This is a genomic window from Aureimonas flava, assembly GCF_003583935.1.
GTDB classification, from domain to species: domain Bacteria; phylum Pseudomonadota; class Alphaproteobacteria; order Rhizobiales; family Rhizobiaceae; genus Aureimonas; species Aureimonas flava.
This window is the reverse complement of sequence record NZ_QYRN01000022.1, coordinates 1-1,432: the sequence shown is the minus strand read 5'-3', so window position 1 is coordinate 1,432 and position 1,432 is coordinate 1. Positions and strand designations below refer to the sequence as shown.

At 71.2% G+C, this 1,432-nt stretch carries 1 protein-coding gene; it reads left to right on the top strand.

What is annotated here, in order from left to right; all coding sequences use genetic code 11:
- Window positions 1-1,404 (top strand): NADP-dependent phosphogluconate dehydrogenase (gene gndA, locus D3218_RS19415; RefSeq protein WP_119541727.1); only part of this gene is annotated, 1,404 nt, incomplete at its 5' end.
- Window positions 1,405-1,432: the final 28 nt, after the last annotated feature.

The following is a 1,432-nucleotide window of genomic DNA, read 5'->3' as shown; positions in this document are numbered from 1 at the left end:
GGCGTACTGGGCATGGGGACGATGGGAGCGAGCCTTGCGCTGAACTTTGCCGACAACGGCGGTTTCACGGTGGCTCTGGGTAACCGGACGGTGGAGAAGGCGTACGGGGTCCGCGAGGAGAACCCGGAGCTGGCGGGTCGCCTGGTGCCGACCGATTCGGTGGAGCATTTCGTGTCCACGCTGAAGAGCCCGCGCGTGGTGGTGCTGATGGTCAATGCCGGCGGTCCGGTGGACGACCAGATGGCGCTGGTGCTGCCGCATCTCGAACCGGGCGACATCCTGATCGACGCGGGCAACGCGGACTTCAACGACACGGTGCGCCGCGAGCGCGAGGTGAAGCCCACCGGCGTCCACTTCGTCGGCATGGGCGTGTCGGGCGGCGAGGTGGGGGCGCGCAACGGGCCCTCGATCATGGTGGGGGGCGACCCGGCGGTGTGGGAGCGCCTGAAACCGCTTCTGGAGCCGATCGCCGCCCGGTTCGACGGCTCGCCGTGCGTCGACTGGCTGGGCCCGGACGGAGCCGGGCACTTCGTCAAGACGATCCACAACGGCATCGAATATGCCGACATGCAGATGATCGCGGAGGTCTACGGCATCCTGCGCGACGCGGTGGGGCTGAAGGCCAGCGAGATGGCCGACATCTTCGCCGACTGGAACCGGCGCGAGCTGCAGTCCTACCTCGTCGAGATCACCGCCCTGGTGCTGGCCGAGCGCGACCCGGAGGGGGAGGGCGCGCTGGTGGACCGGATCGTCGACGAGGCGGGCCAGAAGGGCACCGGGCGCTGGTCGGTGATCGAGGCGCAGAAGCTGGGGGTCGGCGCCACCACGCTGGAGGCGGCGGTGTCGGCGCGGGGCGTGTCCTCGCGCCGCCGGGAGCGGGCCGAGGCGGCGCGCATCTTCGCGGACGTGACGATCGCGCGGGCCGAGTTCCACGCCGACCACGAGGGCCTGGGCGAGCTCGAGGGCGCGCTGGTCGCGGCCAAGATCATCGCCTACGCGCAAGGCTACGCGACGCTGGCCGAGGCGTCCGCGGAGTTCTCGTGGAACCTGCCGCTCGGCGAGATCGCGCGGATCTGGCGGGCCGGCTGCATCATCCGCTCGCGCTTCCTGGACGACATCACACGGGCCTACGAGGCGGGGGAGGTGGTGAACCTGCTGCAGGCGCCGAGCTTCACGCAGCGGATCGAGGCGGGGCAGGCGGCGCTGCGTCGCGTGGTGGCCAAGGCGGCGCTGGCGGGCATCCCGGTGCCCGCGCTGTCGGCCGCGCTCGCCTATTTCGACGACTACCGCCGGGCGCGCGGCACCACCAACCTGACCCAGGGCCAGCGCGACCTGTTCGGAGCCCACACCTTCCACCGCCTCGACCGACCGGGAACCTTCCACCACAAATGGCCCCAGGCATGAGATGGGCGGAACGCGCGCAGGCCGCCGG